At 63.7% G+C, this 16,372-nt stretch carries 13 protein-coding genes and 1 tRNA gene; 6 read left to right on the top strand and 8 right to left on the bottom strand.

Annotation, left to right across the window (positions count from 1 at the left end; all coding sequences use genetic code 11):
* Positions 1–239: 239 nt before the first annotated feature.
* On the bottom strand, positions 240–1,814 hold the full coding sequence (locus tag ABIB91_RS31635) for an amidase family protein (protein ID WP_354170361.1): 1,575 nt from the start codon (positions 1,812–1,814) through the stop codon (positions 240–242).
* Between the two features lie 548 nt (positions 1,815–2,362).
* A complete protein-coding gene (locus ABIB91_RS31630; protein ID WP_354170359.1) occupies positions 2,363–2,926 on the bottom strand; it encodes a TetR/AcrR family transcriptional regulator in 564 nt (187 codons plus the stop codon).
* Positions 2,927–3,005: 79 nt separating this feature from the next.
* Between ABIB91_RS31630 and ABIB91_RS31625 the strand changes: the two genes are divergently transcribed.
* The 3 genes from ABIB91_RS31625 (at position 3,006) to ABIB91_RS31615 (ending at position 4,754) form a co-directional block, all read left to right on the top strand.
* Complete coding sequence (locus tag ABIB91_RS31625) at positions 3,006–4,010, top strand: quinone oxidoreductase family protein (RefSeq protein ID WP_354170357.1); 1,005 nt, start codon at positions 3,006–3,008, stop codon at positions 4,008–4,010.
* A gap of 96 nt (positions 4,011–4,106) precedes the next feature.
* On the top strand, positions 4,107–4,571 hold the full coding sequence (locus ABIB91_RS31620) for a PaaI family thioesterase (RefSeq protein WP_354170355.1): 465 nt from the start codon (positions 4,107–4,109) through the stop codon (positions 4,569–4,571).
* A 27-nt stretch (positions 4,572–4,598) separates the two neighbouring features.
* Positions 4,599–4,754: a CoA transferase gene (locus ABIB91_RS31615; protein ID WP_354170353.1), complete on the top strand. Its 156-nt coding sequence runs from the start codon at positions 4,599–4,601 to the stop codon at positions 4,752–4,754.
* A gap of 423 nt (positions 4,755–5,177) precedes the next feature.
* On the opposite strand, the gene ABIB91_RS31610 is transcribed toward ABIB91_RS31615, so the two are convergent.
* Positions 5,178–5,267, bottom strand: a tRNA-Ser gene (locus ABIB91_RS31610).
* Positions 5,268–5,462: 195 nt separating this feature from the next.
* On the opposite strand from ABIB91_RS31610, the gene ABIB91_RS31605 reads away from it, so the two are divergent.
* Positions 5,463–5,804: a hypothetical protein gene (locus ABIB91_RS31605; RefSeq protein WP_354170351.1), complete on the top strand. Its 342-nt coding sequence runs from the start codon at positions 5,463–5,465 to the stop codon at positions 5,802–5,804.
* A 50-nt stretch (positions 5,805–5,854) separates the two neighbouring features.
* Here ABIB91_RS31605 and ABIB91_RS31600 read toward each other — a convergent pair whose 3' ends face one another.
* From ABIB91_RS31600 to ABIB91_RS31590, 3 genes are all read right to left on the bottom strand, one after another.
* Positions 5,855–7,318 carry a trehalose-6-phosphate synthase gene (locus ABIB91_RS31600; protein ID WP_354170349.1) on the bottom strand — a complete coding sequence of 488 codons (1,464 nt, stop codon included), beginning with the start codon at positions 7,316–7,318 and terminating at the stop codon, positions 5,855–5,857.
* A 236-nt stretch (positions 7,319–7,554) separates the two neighbouring features.
* Entirely contained in the window at positions 7,555–8,376 is an 822-nt protein-coding gene (otsB, locus tag ABIB91_RS31595; RefSeq protein ID WP_354170347.1) for a trehalose-phosphatase, read from the bottom strand.
* A gap of 3 nt (positions 8,377–8,379) precedes the next feature.
* Positions 8,380–9,879, bottom strand: a complete 1,500-nt coding sequence (locus ABIB91_RS31590) for an MFS transporter (RefSeq protein ID WP_354170345.1) — start codon at positions 9,877–9,879, stop codon at positions 8,380–8,382.
* 182 nt (positions 9,880–10,061) lie between these two features.
* Here ABIB91_RS31590 and ABIB91_RS31585 point away from each other — a divergent pair, with 182 nt between their 5' ends.
* Positions 10,062–10,400 carry a DUF3175 domain-containing protein gene (locus tag ABIB91_RS31585; RefSeq protein WP_354170343.1) on the top strand — a complete coding sequence of 113 codons (339 nt, stop codon included), beginning with the start codon at positions 10,062–10,064 and terminating at the stop codon, positions 10,398–10,400.
* Positions 10,401–10,566: 166 nt separating this feature from the next.
* Here ABIB91_RS31585 and ABIB91_RS31580 read toward each other — a convergent pair whose 3' ends face one another.
* Entirely contained in the window at positions 10,567–12,600 is a 2,034-nt protein-coding gene (locus ABIB91_RS31580) for a methyl-accepting chemotaxis protein (protein WP_354170341.1), read from the bottom strand.
* A gap of 279 nt (positions 12,601–12,879) precedes the next feature.
* The gene (locus ABIB91_RS31575; protein ID WP_354170339.1) at positions 12,880–14,919 is read right to left on the bottom strand and encodes a methyl-accepting chemotaxis protein; all 2,040 of its coding nucleotides are present in this window, start codon (positions 14,917–14,919) and stop codon (positions 12,880–12,882) included.
* A 282-nt stretch (positions 14,920–15,201) separates the two neighbouring features.
* Here ABIB91_RS31575 and ABIB91_RS31570 point away from each other — a divergent pair, with 282 nt between their 5' ends.
* Positions 15,202–16,368: an FIST N-terminal domain-containing protein gene (locus ABIB91_RS31570; RefSeq protein ID WP_354170337.1), complete on the top strand. Its 1,167-nt coding sequence runs from the start codon at positions 15,202–15,204 to the stop codon at positions 16,366–16,368.
* The last annotated feature ends 4 nt before the right edge of the window (positions 16,369–16,372 follow it).

The following is a 16,372-nucleotide window of genomic DNA, read 5'->3' as shown; positions in this document are numbered from 1 at the left end:
CTGCCCCGTCTGCTTCACCGCCATCGTCATTCCTCCAAGGCTTTGCCTTAGAGAATCACAATTGACGGATTACGCAACAGGCCCCTTGTGGGAGAAGGTGGCGCGAAGCGCCGGATGAGGGGTCTCTATCCATACGGCCAAGCTTGCGTTAGCGGAGAGAGACTCCTCACCCGTCTCGCCGCTGCGCGGCGTGCCACCCTCTCCCACAAGGGGAGAGGGAAACAAACTTCGCTGCCCTATCAGTCCATCTGTTCCCATAGCCGATGAGCGAGCACGCCGGCCCGCTTCTCGATCGCGGCCGCCGCATCGAGCGCGAGGTCCTCGCGATAGCGCCCGGCAATGAGCTGTACCCCGATCGGCTTGCCATCGTGCAGTATCACCGGCACCACGGCGCCGGGCAGGCCCAGCACGTTGATCGCGGAGATGAAGCGGATCTCGCCCCAGAAAATCTCGCGCACCCGCTCGGGGCTGATAGTGTCCTCGCGCGGGCTAGGCGTCGGCTTCACCGTGGTCGGTGCCAGCACCACCGGATATTCCTCGAAGAACAATTGCCAGGCGCGGATGTGGCCGTTGCGCGCGGCGGTCGCCTGCATCCAGGCCTTGAGGTCGAGCACGTTGGCCTTGGCTTTCATGCCGCCCCACGCCTTGTGGAAGTCTTCGGACGTCACCTTCAGCATGCCGGCTTCCTGCATCACCATCGTCTCGTTGGTGATGATGTCGCACCAGGTCTGCCAGACGCCGTCGATGTCGGGCACGTCGACCTCGCTGACACGATAGCCGGAACGCTCCAGATGATCGGCGGCCTGGCGCAACGCCGCCGCGACGTGCGGATCGACGTCCATGTCTTCAGGAATCCTGGCGAGCGCGACCTTGATCGGCCCCTTCGGCTTCGGACCGACCAGCGGCGCCGGCACCCACCAGGGATCGCGCGGATCGCGCTGGCTCATCACCTCCAGCGCGAGCCTGACGTCCGCAACGTGACGGGCGAGCGGCCCCTGCGCCGACATCAGATGCGCCAGCATCGGCCGCTCGGCGGTTGCGCTCGCGTTGAACGCAGGAATACGCCCCTGCGTCGGCTTGATGGTCGCAACGCCGTTGCAATGCGCCGGCCAACGCAGCGAGCCGCCGATGTCGTTGCCGTGCGCGATGGTGCCGATGCCGGCGGCGACCGCCGAACCCGCGCCGCCCGAGGAGCCGCCGCAGGTGATATCAGGATCCCAGGGGTTGAGCGTCAACCCGTGCAAGGGATTGTCGGTGAAGCCGCGGAAGGAGAATTCCGGCGTGTTGGTGAGGCCGATGACGATCGCGCCAGCCTTCTTCAGGTTGCGCACCACGGGCGAATCCGACGGCGCGATGAGGTCCTTGTTGGCGGGAACGCCATTGAAATTCGGGCGGCCTTGGTAGTCGACATTCTCCTTGATCGTGATCGGTACGCCATGCAGGAGGCCGAGCTCGCCGCCTTTGGCGCGCCGCTTGTCGGCCGCATGCGCCGCAGCCAGCGCCTCCTCCGAGAGATCGACGACGACGGCGTTCAGCCTCGGATTGACGGCCCGCATCCGCTCGAGATGCGCCTCGACGGTCTCGACCGCGGAGATGGCGCCGGAGCGGATTGCGGCTGCGGTCTCGACCGCCGACCATTGCCAGGCCAGGCCTTTTGGGAGGCGTGGTGCTGATGATTTGCGCGGAGCTGCCTTCTTCACCGGCTTCGTTGCAGCCTTCGCGACCTTGCTCTTGCGAACGGCGCTTTTCTTGCTGGAGGTCTTCGCTGCTTTCTTTGCAGCACTTTTCTTCCTGGTCGCCGTCTTCTTCGCCACGTCGCATCTCCTCAAATTGCGCCGCGGAAGTTATGGAGGTCACGCGACCGTGTACAGGCGCGTTTCTGCATGGCGCGGCGTCAGGACGCGTTGTGGCGGCCGAAGGCGCGCGAGACGCTCATGAGGTCGTCTCCCGTGACGCATGTATCGGTTGAATGATGGAATGAACTGCCGCCAGATTGCGGCATCGCGAGCGGGTTTTTGACGCCGCCGTTTGGAGAGTGACAAATTGGGACGTTTGCCTACAGCCACACAGCATCCCATGTCGGTGGCGATCGCCGATGGAAGGGGGCGCCGCGGGCGTGCGCGAGGGACGGGAGGTGGTAGCGGGAGCGCTACCACGGACCAATTACCTTACCAAGGGCTGGAGACGGGCAGAAGAGTTAGAGAAAGCCCCAATCGAGACCAGAAGGTCAAACGGTCCCGTGCGTCAACACTGGAAATACATCGGAAAACTTTGCCATCAGAGCACTCGTCTCCCCTTCGCGCAAGAAGCAGCCCTCCCCCGGCCGTGCCCCTCGACGGACGTAGAGCTCCAGTCGAAGCTCTCAATCGCAAAGCCGGGCAATCTGAGCTCCACACGCGCGCATAGGCTCCTGCGATTGCGCCACGCGCGCCTGAATGAGAGCACCTTCAAAGGCCGCCAAGATTACTGGCGCGAGCGTCTCCGCATTCTTCGGGGCCATTCCGCATCGGATCAAGCCATCAGCAATCGTTTGCTGCCAGAGACCGAAAGCGTTCTTGCATGCCTTGGTGAGCGCTTGAGATTGGGGTGCAGTTTCCAATGCAACGGTGCACACGGGGCAGCCAGCGGTGAACCCGGACTTTGCCAACTGTGCCGCGCTCCCCGCAAACAACTTGCGGACACCCTCCGCAGCGCGGCCGCCTTCGGGGAAGCACTGCGCGATGCCCCCAGCGACATTTTGTGCAGCCCATTCGAGAGCGGCGACTCCAACCTGCTCCTTACCATCCGGAAAATAGTGATAGGCGGAACCCCAGGGCGCTCCCGACTCCTGGACCAGCCGCCGCCATGAGGCCGCGGCATAGCCCTCTCTCTGAAAGAGGGACATGGCGGCCAAAATCATCTGTTCGCGCGGTGAATGGGCTGTCATGGGCGGTTGACTAGGACGATCGTCTTATCTATAGACGTAGAGACGTTAGGACAAGTGTCTTAGTGGAGGGTGGGGATCTATGAAGGCGGTATTGTTGCATACCTACGGCGATGCTGAGGCGCTTCGGGTGGAAGAGGTTTTGAAACCGCAGCCCGGGGCTGACGAAGTGCTCATCCGGATCGAAGCGGCGAGCGTCAACTACGCCGATATCGTGCGTCGGCGCGGTGATCCCTATCCACTGCCGACACCTTTGCCGGCGATCCTCGGCAGCGAAGCCGCCGGTGTCGTCGATGCCGTTGGCGAGGGTGTCACAACGCTGCATCCCGGTGATCGGGTGTTCGCGTTTTTCGGCGGAGACGGTCTTGGCGGCTACGCTGAGTACGCCCTCGCCGGCGGCGACAACGTCGTCAAACTGGACCCAAGACTCGATTTTGACGTCGCTTCCACGCTTGTCGTTGCCGGCGTGACTGCTTTTCAAATGCTCAAGGACGCTGGACGGCTCAAGCCCGGCGAATCTGTCTTCATTCCCGGCGGCGCCGGAGGCGTTGGCAATTACGCAATTCAGCTCGCCAAGATTTTGGGCGCCGGCTGCGTCATTGCCGGCGCCAGCACACCCGAACGCCGGCAGCAAGCCTTGGCGCGGGGCGCCGACCACGCCATCGACTCTACCGCCGATGATTGGCCGCGCGAGGTGAAGCGGCTCACCGGCGGACGCGGGGCCGATGTGGTTCTCGATATGGTCGGAGGCGCATTTTTCGACCAGGCTCTGGCCGCGCTCGCACCATTCGGGCGCCTCGTCGTCTATGGGACCGCCAGCAGGAAGCCCTCTTCTTTCATCGCCCAACGCCTGATGCCGATGAACCAAGCCGTGATTGGCTACTACGTCAGCCACTGGTTCAAGGCTCGGCCGGATGAAGCGCAGAAGGCCTTCGATACCGTTGCAGGATTCGTGATCGAACAGCGCCTTCATGTGGAGGTTGCCGGGCGGCTGCCACTCGAAGGAGCCACCGAAGCTCACCGCATCATGGAAGCGCGGCAGGCGACGGGAAAATACGTGCTCAAGCCATCGCTGACCGCCCCTTGAGCTAAGCAGCGCCACGTATCAACGGCGCACGCAGCACGCCGCCGATATGTCGGAACCGAAGATGGCAGGCCGGCTGTCTTGAAAAGGGAGGAAACCATGACGATGAGCGACGAGCGTCCCGCATCGCGAGAGAATGGAGGGCTAGCGTTCTTCCGCGAGCTTTTGCGCACAGGCGCGCCAGCCGCTCCCATCTGCACGCCACTGAATTTCCAGTTGTCCGCGGCAGAGCACGGTAGCACAGAGTTTACTGGTTGGCCCGGACCACAGTTCGCAAACCCAGGAGGGGTTGTGCACGGTGGTTACCTCGCCGTGATTTTGAGCTCGGCGATGTCCTGTGCCGTCCATACGACACTTGATGAAGGCGAGCGTTATACGACAACGAACTTCAATGTGAATCTCGCCCGCCCACTGAAGCCGGGACCGGGCCCTGTTATCGCCTCGGGCGTCGTAGTTCACCGCGGCAGACAAGGCGCTACTGCCGAGGGTCGCATCGTCGATGACACGGGCAAGCTTCTTGCGCACGGCACAACGACTTGCGTGATTTTCGCTCCGCAAAAATAAGACTAGCAGTCGCTGCATTTACCCAAATTGCTGCCTTCAAAGGACCTTACGAGGTTTCGCATCACCGAGACGACCGATCGTCCACTCGCGGGTGTCAAGGTGATCGATATTGGCCACTACGTCGCAGCACCGCTGGCAGCGATGATACTAGCGGATCAAAGGCACGGACGTCATGCGCGTTAAGCGATCAGGACATCGAGCGGTAATGCCGCTCGCGGAGGCGGCCTGCGGGCTTGGGCGGGGTTGCTTGGTGCAGCAACGGGACTCCACACGGATGTCAGACGCCACGCGCCGACAAGCACGAGGGTCGGCCGACATGAAACAGAGAGTGTCTGTGACAAGCCAGCAAACGGGAGACATTCGCAGGACCGCGATCGTCACGGAAACCTCGTCCGGCACCGGACAGGCCACCGCAAGGGCGTGCGCGATTCCGGTTTTGTCGTCTAGGAAAGACGGCGAGAAATTACTTAGCCGTTGTTGTCATCACCGCAAATCTGCGCCGGCTAATGTAATTGTCAGCTACTCTGGGGCGCCTGACCCGGGCAACAGCGCACGATGGTGCGCAGAAAAGTCCAATATCGAAGATTGGCGTACAAGATCGTGCAATGGCGGAGAGAGTGGGATTCGAACCCACGGTACGGTTTCCCGCACACACGCTTTCCAAGCGTGCGCCTTAAGCCACTCGGCCATCTCTCCGGAGCGCACTCTCTTGAAGGGGCGCCGATGATTTTGCAAGGGATCGCGGGGAAATCGGGTGATTTTTCCGTAAGATGTTGTATTTCATAGATAATATCAGGCGCCACGCTAACGCTCGGAACCGCTGCCGGCTGAACCGGCGGCGGGTTTGGTGCGACGATTCACTCAAGACCGTCAAACGCGTCCGGGGGCACCATGACCGTCCGCAACACCATCGCCGTGCTGAGCCTGGTTTCGGCGCTTGCCGCCGCCTTCGCGGGGCCCGCCGCCGCACAGGTCTGCACCCGGCAAGGGCTCGACGTCAGCTGTGACGACGGACGGCGCGGGATGCTTTCGGGCGATGCCATCCTCTGGCCGGACGGCACGCGTTCGAGCGCGACACCGCATCAAAGCGTCATCATCGGCAACAAGAGCTCGGTGCATGTCGGGCCCGGCGTGTTCGTCGGCCAGGGCAAGGGCATGGTGCCGCTCGACGATCCGAACGCGCCGAACAAGCGACAGTGCGCGATCTTGGAAGGCGTGTCGTATTGCTATTGAGGCTCTCGTCTTCGCCCCTGCCCTCCCCGTAAAGAACGGGGAGAAGGAGACTAAATCAACCGCACACCTGATATCGCCGACTTGAGCCAGCGCAGCGCTTGCGGCGGCTGGTTGGCGAGCGGCGCGACCGCGGCCTTCTCCGTCCGGCACTTCTCCAACTCGGCGACGAAATCCGCCGACCATTGCTGGATGGTGTGGCCGCGCAGCTTTTTCATCATCGCATCCCAGCGCATCTTGCGCTCGGTGAGCGGCATCGCAGCCGCGACCGCGATCGCGCGCGCGATGCCGTCGATGTCGTGCGGATTGACCAGCAGCGCAGCGTCGAGCTCGTTGGCCGCGCCGGCGAATTTCGACAGCACCAGCACGCCGGGATCGGCCGGGTTTTGCGCGGCGACATATTCCTTGGCGACAAGGTTCATGCCGTCGTGCAGCGGCGTCACCACGCCGATCTGCGCAGTGCGGTAGAGACCCGCGAGCACGGCCTGGCTAAAGCCCTTGTTGAGATAACGGATCGGTGTCCAGTCGGCCTCGCCGTGGCGGCCGTTGACGTCGGACACGAGCCGCGCGACTTCGTTCTGCAAATTGCCATAGGCTTCGATGGCACCGCGCGAGGGATTTGCGATCTGCAACAGCGAGATGCTGCGCGCAAACTGCGGATGCTCGGTCCAGAGCCGATCGAACGCGCTGATGCGGTTGACGAGGCCCTTGGAATAGTCGAGCCGGTCGACGCCGATCGCGAGCCGCTCACCGTTGAGGCTGCGGCGCAGCCGCGACACATCGGGATGCGACGCCGATTTCGCCGCGTATTGCGCAAACTTCTCGGCGTCGATGCCGATCGGAAACACCTCGCAGCGCGTTCGGCCATGCTGCGAGATCGCAACGCCGTCTTCGACGGCGAGGCCGAGTTCGCCCGCGACATAGCCGAGAAAATTCTGGCAGTCGTCATGGGTCTGGAAGCCGATCAGATCGTAGGCCAGCATCGCCGTGATCAGCTCGCGATGATTGGGCACGCCCTGCATCACCGCGGCGACAGGCCATGGCGTATGGAGGAAGAAGCCGATCGGATCGTCGACGCCCAGATCCCGCAGCTCCGCGCCGAGTGCGAGGAAATGATAATCCTGCACCCAGAACGCGGTTTGTGCTTTCCGGAAGCGCATCAAGGCGCGCGCCATGAAGGCGTTGACCTCGCGATAGCTGACATAGTCGTCACGCGAGACGCGGATCAGATCGCTGCGCGAGTGCAGCGCCGGCCACAGCGCCGAATTGGCAAAACCCTCGTAATACCCGCCATAGTGTGCCGCCGGCAGATCCAGCGTCGCGATCGCGCCCGAACCCAATGCTTCGATTTCGGCGAACGGCTCCTTTTGATGACCGTCACGCACACGGCCCGAGGAACCCACCCAGATCGCGCCCGAATGTTCCACGACGGGTAACAAGGCCGCCGCGAGACCGCCCGTCATGGGCTCGTTGGGTTTGCCGCGTGCGACGCGATTCGAAACGACGACTAAGTTCACAGGTCGTCCCCTCCTGTTTCATTCCACCCGTTTAACTGCCGTTCATCAATATGGTTCCTGATCATCCTTTGCACCAATTGAAACCAAAATCGGGCGTGCGCGTTGGAACCGGTTTACCTCCACGGAACCCGACGATTTCGCTACACAAAGTCGGTTTGGGTTACCGTGGCGCGCACAGCATGAAGCGGGCGCGCTGGGGAATTACGCGCGATATGTGGCTCCGAGATGTCGGTGCCTTATTCCAACCTTGAGTCGTCGAGCAGCCGCGCGAGGAACGCGCGCACGTCGTTCGGCGCGTCGAAGTGCCCGTTGACACCCATAGCGCGGCGGCCGACCGAGAAAGCGAGCCCGTTCATGTCGGGCATGATCGCGAATACGGTCTCGTCGGTGACGTCATCGCCGATGAAGATCGGACGGCGGCCCTTGAAAGGCTCGTGCTTCATCAACTCGCGCACGCCGGTCGCCTTGGTGAAACCGGAATGCTTGATCTCGCAAACGAACTTGCCGGGCAGCACCTCGATCGGCGCATTGGGCAGGTCGGCGCGGATCAGCGAAACGGATTCGTAGATCGCCTTCTCCGCATGCGGCGCAAGGCGGTAGTGCAGCGCCAGCGAATAGCCCTTGTCTTCGAGCAGAATGCCTGGACTGAGCTTGGCGACCGCCGCGAGCCGCCGCTTCAGCTCCTTGTCCAGCGGCGGCGCGCTGACGGCATCGGCTTCGTTGTCCACCGAAAGCCGCATCTCCGCGCCGTGGCCGGCGACGGCGCGAAAGACATCGGGCGCGAAGATCAGGTCGATGTCGTTGAGCGAACGGCCGCTGACCATCGCCAGTGCGCCCGAGGTGCGCTCCGTCAACCGGTTCAGCGTTTCCGACAGGCCGGGCGGCACCCACACCTCGCGCGGCGTCGGCATCAGGTCGAGCAGCGTCCCGTCGATGTCGAGCAGGATCGCTGTTTCATTGAGATGCGGCACGAGCGCGTGGGGCACCGGCACCGCATCGGGCGCTTCATCGTCGAGCATGGTGCGCTTCTGATCCAATTCAGCCAGTTCCGATTTCATAGTCTACTCCATGGACGCAAGCGGCCGCGCGATTTCTTCGAGCGATCTGCGTTCCGCCGAGATGGCATAGCGCCACGCCACGATCGCGGCCGCGATCATCAGGAACGCCCCCAGCAAGTAGCCTGCGAATACGCTCATGCGTGATCCCGTGTCGATCAGCGCCCCGAACAATGCGGGGCCGATCACGCCGCCGATACCGGTGCCGACCGCGTAGAACACCGCGATCGCGAGCGCGCGGACTTCCAAGGGAAACGTCTCGCTGACGGTGAGATAGGCGGCGCTCGCGGCGGGCGAGGCAAAGAAGAAGATCACCATCCAGGCGATGGTCTGCCCCTGCGCGCTCAAGGCGCCAATCGAGAACAGATAGCCCGACAGCGCCAGCAACAGGCCCGACACCCCATAGGTGAACATGATCATGGTCCGGCGGCCGAGCGTATCGAACAGGCGGCCGAGCAGCAGCGGGCCGAGGAAATTGCCGGCGGCGAAGGGGAGCAGATACCAGCCGACATGATCGGCGCTGATGCCGTAAAAATCGGTCAACACCAGCGCAAAGGTGAAGAAGATGGCGTTGTAGAAGAAGGCCTGCGCGATCATCAGCACGAGGCCGACCATCGCCCGCTGGCGATAGACCGAGAACAGCGTGTGCACGACCTCGCGGATCGGCGTGTGGCTCCGCATTTTCAGGCGGATCCTGGCGAAGCGGCCATCGGTCGTATCCTGGTCGTGTCCGAGCACCGAGCGTTCGATCTCGTCGACGATGGCGTGGGCCTGGTCGGGACGGCCGTGGATCATCAGCCAGCGCGGACTCTCCGGAATCCACATCCGCATCAAGAGCACGACGAGGCCGATGGCCGCGCCGATGAGATAAGCGAGGCGCCAGCCGAGATCAGGGCCGATCACTGCGGGATCGAGCAGCACAATGGCCGCTACGGCGCCCATCGCGGCACCGATCCAGAAGCTGCCGTTGATGACGAGATCGGTCCAGCCGCGATAGCGCGCCGGCACCAGTTCCTGGATGGTCGAATTGATCGCGGTATATTCGCCGCCGATGCCGGCGCCGGTGAGAAAGCGAAATAGTGCGTAGCTCGCGACATTCCATGACAGAGCCGTCGCGGCCGTCGCCGAGAGATAGAGCGCGAGCGTGATGAAGAACAGCTTCTTGCGACCGATGCGGTCGGTGAGCCAGCCGAAGCCGAGCGCGCCGAGCACCGCGCCTGCGAGATAGGCGGAATTGGCAATGCCGAGATCGAGATTGGAGAAATGCAGCGAGGGACTCTGCTTCAGCGCGCCGGAGAGCGCGCCGGCCAACGTCACCTCGAGGCCATCCAGAATCCAGGTGATGCCGAGCGCGAGCACGACGCGGGTGTGAAACCCGCTCCACGGCAGCGCGTCAAGTCGCGCGGGAATGCTGGTTTCGATGATGCGGTCGCCCGCGGCCGCCTTCGCGACCGCCTTGGAGACCACAGGTCCATCGTCCGGCGCTAGGCTTCGCTGCAATTCCATCGCGTTGTTGCATCTGACCAATGGACATGGCCCCGGTTCACATGGCGTGGACAGGGGCGATCCGATCAAGGGGGTGCGGCATTCCGCCTGCCACCTGCGACAACGTCTGCGGCGAGGGCAGGTTCCCGCAGGAACGACTGCTCGCGCCGCTGGTTTTCGGTGGAGCCGCAAGGAGTTGACGCATGGCTCATGCCAGAAAGACGACACATTCTCGCAAAACATCGGCGCGCAAGAGCACCAGACGCGCCGCACCGAAGCGCTGGTCACAGCGCGTGACGAAGGAGAGCGACGCGCTCGACCTCAAACAAGGCGTGTTCAAGCTGACCAGCGCGAAGAAAATCGCGGCTTCGTTGAAGCGCTCGGCCGAGCACAGCGCGCGCCGCAAGACCGGCGCCTACCGCTCGGCGCTGTCGATGCTGACGTTCTACATCAACCGCGCCGGCAAGACGCTGCCGCAGACGCAGCGCACCCGGCTGGAGCGGGCAAAGGTGGAACTGAAGCGGGCGTTCGGGAGGGAGTGAGCGCCAGGTCGTCCTGGACAAGCGCAGCGCCGATCCAGGACCTATTACCCCAGGGAGCAGTTTGGCGATGATTCGGGGTTAGCGGCCCGCGCCGCAACTTCGCGCTGGGGCAATGGGTCCTGGCTTTCGCCAGGACGACGGCGGAGTGCGTGGCGCGCTTCGGGCCTTACGCCGCGCGGATATTCCCCATGAAGCGGTCGAGCTCGGCGCGCAGGCGGGTGCTTTCGGACGATAATGTCTTGGCCGAATGCAGCACCTCTTCCGAAGCCGAGCCGGTTTCGGCGGCACCGCGGTTGACCTGGCCGATGTCGGTGGCAGCGGTCTGAGTGCCCTGCGCGACCGTCTGGACGCTGCGCGCGATTTCCTGCGTCGCCGCGCCCTGCTGCTCCACTGCGCTCGCGATCGAGGTCGAGATCGACGAGATCTGGCCGATGGTGGCGCCGATCTCCTTGATCGCCGCAACCGACTCGGCGGTGGCGCCCTGCATGCCCGTGATGTGCGACGAGATCTCGTCGGTGGCCTTCGCGGTCTGGCTCGCCAGCGACTTCACTTCGCTGGCCACGACGGCAAAGCCGCGGCCGGCTTCACCGGCGCGTGCCGCTTCGATGGTCGCGTTGAGCGCCAGAAGATTGGTCTGCTCGGCGATCGCCGTGATCAGCTTGACCACTTCGCCGATCTGCTGGGCGGCATGCGAGAGCTTGCCGATGCGATTGTCGGTCTCCTTTGCCTGCACCACGGCGTTTTCGGCAATGCGGCTGGAATCGCGTACCTGGCGGCCGATCTCCTCGACCGAGGCCGAGAGCTCTTCCGTCGCGGTCGCGACCGACTGCATGTTGCTGGAGGCCTGCTCGGAGACGTCGGCGACCTGGCTCGACAGGCTCTGCGTGGTCTCGGCGGTGCGGGTCAGCGTCGAGGCTGCCGATTCCAGCTGCACGGCGGACGCCGAGACGTTGGAGACGATGGCACCGACCGCGCTCTCGAAATCGTCGGCAAAACGAATCAGCTCCGAGCGGCGAGCAGCGCTTGCTTCCTTGTTCTGGGCCTCGTTGGCGGCCGCATCGCGCTCGGCCTTGGCCACGGCCTGCACCTTGAATTCTTCGACCGCGCCGGCCATCTCGCCGATCTCGTCCTTGCGGCCCAGGCCCGGCAGCACGACGTCGAAATTGCCCGAGGCAAGCTCGCGCATTGCCTTGCACATCGCGATCATCGGACGCGAAATGCCGTTGCCTAGCATCAGGGCGAGCGCAGCGCCGACGGCAAGGCCGCCCAGCGCCATCATCAGCATCAGCCGCTCGGTCTCGCCGATGGTGGCATTGGCGTTGACCTCGATGCGCTGCTGATCCGCCGTCAGCTCCGACCGCAGCTCACCCGAGAGCTTGAGAATGGACGCGGCCGTCTTGGTCATGTCGCCGTTCAGCTTGACGATGACCTTCACGTTCTCGGTCAGTTTTGAAAAGGAGGTGCGGTACTGCTTGAGGAGATTGCTGATCTCGGTGACGCGGTCGGTGATCTTCTGGTCGTTGGCATAGATCGAGACCAGCAAGGTCTCCAGGAATTTGATACGGGCGATCACGCCGTCGGCGGTCTTCGGCTCCGGCTTGGCGACGAAGGCGCTGACCGAGGTGGAGACCGCAAGGTATTGCGATGTGATGTCCTTGGCCGTGCTCTGAACCGAGTTCAGGCCCGCCAGTGCCGCGGTATCGGCGAGGTCGTCGAACTTGAACCGGATCTTGTTGCCGACGCTGTTGAGCTCATCGGTCGCGATCTTGCCATTCTCGCGCGTCAACGTGATGATCTCGCCGAACACCTTGGTAAAGCTCTTGAAGTCGGCCTCGAGCTTGCCGACCTGCTCGCGGCGCGCCGCGCCCGTGGTGGCCGCCGCCGACTTGGCGATCGCGGCCCTCAGATTCTCTTCGGCTGCTTTGGCTGCGGTCTCATCATCCGCCGCGCCGGTCAGCGTGTAGGCCCGCGCCAGCCCCTGGTAAGCGATCAGCTCGCGATCGACCGTCCGCGCAAGGTCCGCTTCGGCGACGCTGGAGCGGTAGGAGGCCACGGCGGCCTGGATCCGCTCGAAGCCGAAATACGCGAAAGCCATGCTGACGGCGAGGATGGCGAGCACCGCCACGAAGCCGAGGATGATTTTTGCGCGAAAACGCAAGGTGAGCAGCTTCGATGTGGTCGGCTTCGACTTGACGGGCATTCCCCACCCCATTCCATTCGCGGAAAAACAGGCGCAGCCCGGAAGCAGCCCGCTTCCTGACGCGTGAGCACGGTAAATGGCAAAGGATAAGCGGCGGTAAACTTGTGGCGCCGCAACTGGCGGTTAGGTGACGCAGGGTCTCGTCGTCCTGGACAAGCGCTACCCAGTGAGCAGTTGGCGATGACTCGGGGTTAGCAGTTCGCCCGACAACTCCTCCTTGGGGTAATGGGTCCTGGCTTTCGCCAGGACGACGGCGGAGTGCGTGGCGCGCTTCGGGCCTCACGCTGCCCGGATATTCCCCATGAAGCGGTCGAGCTCGGCGCGCAGGCGGGTGCTTTCGGACGATAATGTCTTGGCCGAATGCAGCACCTCTTCCGAAGCCGAGCCGGTTTCGGCGGCACCGCGGTTGACCTGGCCGATGTCGGTGGCAGCGGTCTGAGTGCCCTGCGCAACCGTCTGGACGCTGCGCGCGATTTCCTGCGTCGCCGCGCCCTGCTGCTCCACTGCGCTCGCGATCGAGGTCGAGATCGACGAGATCTGGCCGATGGTCGCACCGATCTCCTTGATCGCCGCAACCGACTCGGCGGTGGCGCCCTGCATGCCCGTGATGTGCGACGAGATCTCGTCGGTGGCCTTCGCGGTCTGGCTCGCCAGCGACTTCACTTCGCTGGCCACGACGGCAAAGCCGCGGCCGGCTTCACCGGCGCGTGCCGCTTCGATGGTCGCGTTGAGCGCCAGAAGATTGGTCTGCTCGGCGATCGCCGTGATCAGCTTGACCACTTCGCCGATCTGCTGGGCGGCATGCGAGAGCTTGCCGATGCGATTGTCGGTCTCCTTTGCCTGCACCACGGCGTTTTCGGCAATGCGGCTGGAATCGCGTACCTGGCGGCCGATCTCCTCGACCGAGGCCGAGAGCTCTTCGGTCGCGGTCGCGACCGACTGCATGTTGCTGGAGGCCTGCTCGGAGACGTCGGCGACCTGGCTCGACAGGCTCTGCGTGGTCTCGGCGGTGCGGGTCAGCGTCGAGGCTGCCGATTCCAGCTGCACGGCCGAGGCCGAGACGTTGGAGACGATGGCACCGACCGCGCTCTCGAAATCGTCGGCGAAACGAATCAGCTCCGAACGGCGAGCAGCGCTCGCTTCCTTGTTCTGGGCCTCGTTGGCGGCGGCGTCGCGCTCGGCCTTGGCCACGGCCTGCACCTTGAATTCCTCGACCGCACCGGCCATCTCGCCGATCTCGTCCTTGCGGCCCAGGCCCGGCAGCACGACGTCGAAATTGCCCGAGGCAAGCTCGCGCATCGCCTTGCACATCGCGATCATCGGACGCGAAATGCCGGTGCCGAGCAGGAAGGCGAGGACCGCGCCGAGCAGCGTGCCGCCGACGGCCAGCATCAGCACCAGTTGCTCGGTCTTCCCGATGGTCGCTTCCGATTCGGACTCCAGCCGCTGCTGTTCGGCAACGAGGTCCGCCTTCATGGCGGTAGCACCCTGAAGGATCGCGCCGGCCGAACCGCTCATCTCGGTGACGAGATCGTCGATCATCTTGGCATTGGCGATCAGTTTCTCCAGCGATTCCCGATAGGCACCGAGTAATCCCTTGGCATCCTTCAGGCCGGCGACGATCTTGTCGTCCATGGAATAGACCGCGTTGAGCGAGTTCTCGACGAATTTCAGCCGCGCCAGCGCGCTGGTCGCAATCGCCTGGTCGGATGTCAGCACGAAATTGGTTGCCGCCGCGTTCGCGGTCTGGAATTGGGCGTTGACCTGCTTGGTCCCGAACTCGATCGCCTGCGCCTCGGAATCGGAAGCGTTGTTACCGATGTCGTCGAGCTTGTATTTCAGGAGGTTGGCGTTGCGCATCAGCTGGTTCTGCACCAGCAGCGCGCTGTCACGCTTGGCCTGGAGGACTTTTGCGAAGGTCGCGGAGAAGTTGGAGAACTCCTTGGCGAGCTTGCCCAGGCCCTCCTGGCGCGCCGGCTTCTTGGCGCTCTTGACCGCCTGGTCGATGGCGCTCTTCAGGCCGGTCTCCGCGTCCAGCGCCGTCTTGGCGTCGTCCTCCTTGCCGGTGACGACGAAGTATTTGACGGCCGAGCGATAGGCGAGCAGCTCCCGGTCGATATTGCGGGCGAGATCGGCCTCGGTGACGCTGCTGCGGTAGGACCCGACCCCGGACGAGACCCGCTCGAAGCCAAAATAGGAGAAAGCCATGCTGCCGGCGGAGATCACCAGCACGGCGGCAAAGCCCAGAATGATCTTGGCGCGGAACCTGAGGGTCGGCATTATGGTGCGCTTCGACGAAGACGCGATACGTCCGGACATTCCCACCCCCAACCCTCTGTTCTTGCAACGCTCAGCCGGCCCGGAAGCAGCCCTTCCCGAACCTGTGCGGAAAATTAAGGCAGAAACGTCAAGAGGCGGTAAATCCAGCCGACCTGCACCCCGGGTGGCGAGACTATCCGTCCTCCCGGCGCTCGTTCAGCCTTGCCGGGCCGAGGGGGCCGTGTTGCGGCCAACCGGAAAGCGCCTTACTCTTGGGGAACTTGTCGGACACTTATCAGGCACTTGGCGTTAGACCGGGCTGGTCCTCGAGGGGAGAAACGAGTGGGGCAAACCGATTTTCGGTTTGGCGGTGCGTCTGGCGTTGCCGTTGCCAAATCGAAGGCTGCGAGCGTCGATGAAGCCGTGGCCGAGCTCGTCGCCCAACTCCCGTCCGACGAGCTGGCGCTGATCCTGGTCTTCCTCTCGCCCCGCTACGACCCCCATCGCTTCATCGCCGAGATCACCCGGCAGTTCGATGAGACCCGGATCTGCGGTTGCACGACCGCGGGCGAGCTCGCCCCTGACGGCTGGGACGAGAACAGCGTCGTGGCGCTCGCGTTCAGCCGTGCCGATTTCTCGGCCGCGGTGCGGCCGATTTTCAACCTCGACAGTTTCCGCGTCGAGGACGGCCGTAGAATCGGCGGCGAGCTCCGGCACGAGCTGTTGCGGATCACCCCGCAAGTCGATCGCGGCAATGCCTTCGGCCTGGTGTTGATCGACGGCCTGTGCCGCCGCGAAGAGGCGGTGATGTCCGCGATCTATGCCTCGCTCGACGACATTCCGGTTGTCGGCGGCTCCGCGGGTGACGGGATGCGCTTCGAGAAGACCTGGGTGTTCTGCGACGGCACGGCACACACCAATGCCGCCCTCCTGATCCTGTTGAACACCTCGCTGCCGTTCCGGGTTTTCAAGTGCGACAATTTCGAGCCCAGTCCGCAGAAGATGGTGGTCACCGAAGCCGACATCGAAAATCGAACGGTCAGGGAGCTGAACGCGGAGCCAGCGGCCGAGGAATATTCGCGCATGGTCGGGATCCTGGACGCCAAGCTCGATCCGTTCTCCTTCGCGTCCCACCCGGTGCTGGTGCGCGTCGGCGGCGCCTATTACGCGCGGTCGATCCAGCGCGTCGAACCGGACGGCTCCTTGCATTTCTTCTGCGCCATCGACGAAGGCATGGTGCTGACGGCGGCGACGTCGCGCAGCCTGGTCGGCTCGACCCGCGACACCTTCACCGAAATCCGCGACCAGATCGGAGAGGTCTCGCTCTATATCGGCTTCGAGTGCCTGCTCCGGCGGCTCGACGCCGAGCAGCACCAGCTCACCCGCGACATGTCCGAACTGTACCGGCAGAACCGAGTCGTCGGCTTTCACACCTATGGCGAGCAGTTCGGCTCCATGCATGTGAACCAGACCTTCACCGGCGTCGCGATCGGAAGGCGCCCGTCGTGACGGA

Origin of the sequence: Bradyrhizobium sp. JR4.3 (assembly GCF_040547695.1) — a bacterium.
GTDB classification, from domain to species: Bacteria; Pseudomonadota; Alphaproteobacteria; order Rhizobiales; family Xanthobacteraceae; genus Bradyrhizobium; species Bradyrhizobium canariense.
The sequence above is the reverse complement of the archived record's forward strand: the minus strand, read 5'-3'. Positions and strand labels throughout refer to the sequence as shown.

Excerpts from the sequence above, each read along its gene's own strand:
- ABIB91_RS31620 (WP_354170355.1), top strand. The coding sequence starts at position 4,107 with ATGACGATGAGCGACGAGCGTCCCGCATCGCGAGAGAATGGAGGGCTA.
- ABIB91_RS31590 (WP_354170345.1), bottom strand. The coding sequence starts at position 9,879 with ATGGAATTGCAGCGAAGCCTAGCGCCGGACGATGGACCTGTGGTCTCC.
- ABIB91_RS31585 (WP_354170343.1), top strand. The coding sequence starts at position 10,062 with ATGGCTCATGCCAGAAAGACGACACATTCTCGCAAAACATCGGCGCGC.
- ABIB91_RS31605 (WP_354170351.1), top strand. The coding sequence starts at position 5,463 with ATGACCGTCCGCAACACCATCGCCGTGCTGAGCCTGGTTTCGGCGCTT.
- ABIB91_RS31625 (WP_354170357.1), top strand. The coding sequence starts at position 3,006 with ATGAAGGCGGTATTGTTGCATACCTACGGCGATGCTGAGGCGCTTCGG.
- ABIB91_RS31575 (WP_354170339.1), bottom strand. The coding sequence starts at position 14,919 with ATGTCCGGACGTATCGCGTCTTCGTCGAAGCGCACCATAATGCCGACC.
- ABIB91_RS31630 (WP_354170359.1), bottom strand. The coding sequence starts at position 2,926 with ATGACAGCCCATTCACCGCGCGAACAGATGATTTTGGCCGCCATGTCC.
- otsB (WP_354170347.1), bottom strand. The coding sequence starts at position 8,376 with ATGAAATCGGAACTGGCTGAATTGGATCAGAAGCGCACCATGCTCGAC.
- ABIB91_RS31580 (WP_354170341.1), bottom strand. The coding sequence starts at position 12,600 with ATGCCCGTCAAGTCGAAGCCGACCACATCGAAGCTGCTCACCTTGCGT.